Annotated in this window: 3 protein-coding genes; 1 reads left to right on the top strand and 2 read right to left on the bottom strand. The window is 59.6% G+C overall.

Annotation, left to right across the window (positions count from 1 at the left end):
- Positions 1–38: 38 nt before the first annotated feature.
- Positions 39–560, bottom strand: coding sequence for a dihydrofolate reductase (locus tag ABI_RS07955; protein WP_006272394.1), 522 nt, complete (start codon positions 558–560; stop codon positions 39–41).
- Positions 557–1,363 (bottom strand): thymidylate synthase, encoded by an 807-nt coding sequence (locus ABI_RS07960; RefSeq protein ID WP_040309051.1) that lies wholly within the window; start codon positions 1,361–1,363, stop codon positions 557–559. Before ABI_RS07960 ends, ABI_RS07955 begins: the two co-directional genes overlap by 4 nt.
- Positions 1,364–1,421: 58 nt before the next feature.
- On the opposite strand from ABI_RS07960, the gene ilvC reads away from it, so the two are divergent.
- A complete protein-coding gene (ilvC, locus tag ABI_RS07965; RefSeq protein WP_006272396.1) occupies positions 1,422–2,411 on the top strand; it encodes a ketol-acid reductoisomerase in 990 nt (329 codons plus the stop codon).
- Positions 2,412–2,441: the final 30 nt, after the last annotated feature.

A 2,441-nucleotide genomic window follows, 5' to 3' on the forward strand; every position in this document is an offset into this window, starting at 1 on the left:
TCCACCTCCCCATCAAGATGGGGAGGAGAAGGAATGCTTCAGCTCTTGCTGCGCTCGTAGACCTTCAGCGTAAAATCGTGATCGTCGAATTCGGCCTTCGTGAAGGACTCTTCGCGGACCACCTGCCACACGGCTGGGTCGATGGTCGGGAAGTGGGTGTCGCCTTCGACCGTGGCGTGGACGTGGGTGACGTACAGCCGGTCGGCCTTGGGCAGGGTCTGAGCATAGACATTGGCGCCGCCGATGATGCAGATCTCATCGACGCCGTCGTCGATGGCGTGCTCCTTGGCGATGTCCAGGGCCTCGAACAGGGTGGCGCAGATAAGGCCGCCTTCGGCTTCGAACTTGAGGTCGCGGCTCAGGACCAGGTTCAGCCGGCCAGGCAGGGGCTTTTTCGGCAGCGAGTCCCAGGTGTTTGAACCCATGAGGATGGGCTTGCCCAGAGTAATGTCCTTGAACAGCTTCATGTCCGAGCGCAGCCGCCACGGCAGTGTGTTGTCTTTGCCGATGACGCCATTGTCGCTCATGGCCACGACAAGAGCCAGTTTGGGTTTGGTCATACGGCGACCGGCGCCTTCAGCGCGCCGTGGCTTTGGTAATTGGCGATGGTGAGGTCGGCGTAGTCGAAGCCGAACAGGTCGGTTTTCGGCGCCAGCTCCAGGACGGGGAAGGCGAAAGGGGTACGTTCCATTTGCGTCTTCGCCTGTTCTATATGGTTGCTGTAGAGGTGGACGTCGCCGAAGCTGTGAACGAAGTCGCCGGGCTTCAGGCCGACCGCCTGGGCGACCATGTGGGTCAGCAGGGCGTAGGAGGCGATGTTGAACGGAACGCCCAAGAAGATATCGGCTGAGCGTTGATAGAGCTGGCACGACAGGCGGCCATCCGCCACGAAGAACTGAAACAGGCAGTGGCACGGCGGCAGGGCCATGTCCTCGACCTCGGCCGGGTTCCAGGCTGAGATGACATGGCGGCGAGAATTGGGGTTGGTCTTCAGGTTTTCGACCAGTTGCGCCATCTGGTCGATGACGCGGCCGTCGGGCGCGGCCCACGACCGCCACTGTTTGCCGTAGACCGGGCCGAGATTGCCGTCGTCATCGGCCCATTCGTCCCAGATGGTGACGCCGTGGTCCTGCAAGTATTTCACATTGGTGTCGCCGCGCAGGAACCACAGAAGCTCTACGGCGACGGACTTGAAGTGGACCTTCTTGGTGGTCAACAGGGGGAAGCCCTGGCTCAGGTCAAAGCGGATCTGGCGGCCGAACAGGCCGTAGGTGCCGGTGCCCGTCCGATCGTCCCGGCGCACACCGTTTTCCAGGCAGTCGCGCAGCAGGTTGAGATACTGATATTCCGGGTGGTCGAACATGGGCGGTACTTTAAGATAAGCGGCGATTCTGACGCCACTATAGCCGAGGCCACCCGCCATGTCCCTTCCCGTTTATCGTGATCGCGACTGCGATCTGTCACTCATTGCCGCGTCGAAGGTGCTGATCATCGGATATGGCTCACAAGGGCGGACCCATGCGCTCAACGTACGCGATTCCGGTGTGGCGCAAGTTAAGGTGGCGCTTAAGGAAGGCTCAAAAACACGTGTTAAGGCCGAATCAGACGGCTTTGAAATCGTTACGGTTTCGGACGGCGTCTTGTGGGCCGATGTTATTGTCGTACTTACGTCGGATGAGGCCCACCAGAGGTTGTTTGCCGACGAGATCGCGCCCCAATTACGAGAAAATCAAGCGTTGATTTTCGCCCATGGCTTGTCGGTGAATTTCGGTTTGGTGGTGCCTCCGGCCGGTGTCGATGTGCTTCTGGTGTCGCCGAAGGGCATAGGTCCTCGTATACGGGACATCTATGTGGCGGGTGAGGGGGTGTTCTGTCTGTTCGCCGTGCATCAGGATGCGTCGGGCCGGGCCAAGGTGTTGGGGCTTTCCTATGCGGCGGCCTTGGGCTGTGGGCGCAAGGGCATTCTTGAGACCACTATGAAGGACGAATGCGAAAGCGATCTGTTCGGCGAGCAGGTGGTGCTGTGCGGCGGGACGCGGGAACTGGTGACGTCGGGGTTCCAGACACTGGTCGATGCCGGGTACCCACCAGAAGTGGCGTGGTTCGAGACCTGCTATGAACTGAAGCTGGTGGTCGATCTGTTGTGGGAACTGGGTATGTCGGGGGGCTTTGGCAAGATTTCCAATACGGCTGAGTATGGCGCGTATCTGACCGGACCACGAATAATCAATGATTCATCGAAAGCGGAGATGGCGGGGGTATTGAAAGACGTGCAGTCGGGGGCGTTTGTGAAACGGCTGATGTCGGATTTTGATGCAGGCAGTCCGGATCTGAATGCGCGGCGGAAGGCGTTGAATGGGAATTTGCTGGATGCGACGAAGGCGTATCTGGATGGCGTGGCCAACGGGTAGGGATGCCGTTCGGTTTTTAGACGTCCTCTG

It is taken from the genome of Asticcacaulis biprosthecium C19, assembly GCF_000204015.1.
Taxonomy (GTDB): Bacteria; Pseudomonadota; Alphaproteobacteria; order Caulobacterales; family Caulobacteraceae; genus Asticcacaulis; species Asticcacaulis biprosthecius.

Coding starts and splice junctions, on each gene's coding strand:
- ABI_RS07955 (WP_006272394.1), bottom strand. CDS start 560: ATGACCAAACCCAAACTGGCTCTTGTCGTGGCCATGAGCGACAATGGC.
- ilvC (WP_006272396.1), top strand. CDS start 1,422: ATGTCCCTTCCCGTTTATCGTGATCGCGACTGCGATCTGTCACTCATT.
- ABI_RS07960 (WP_040309051.1), bottom strand. CDS start 1,363: ATGTTCGACCACCCGGAATATCAGTATCTCAACCTGCTGCGCGACTGC.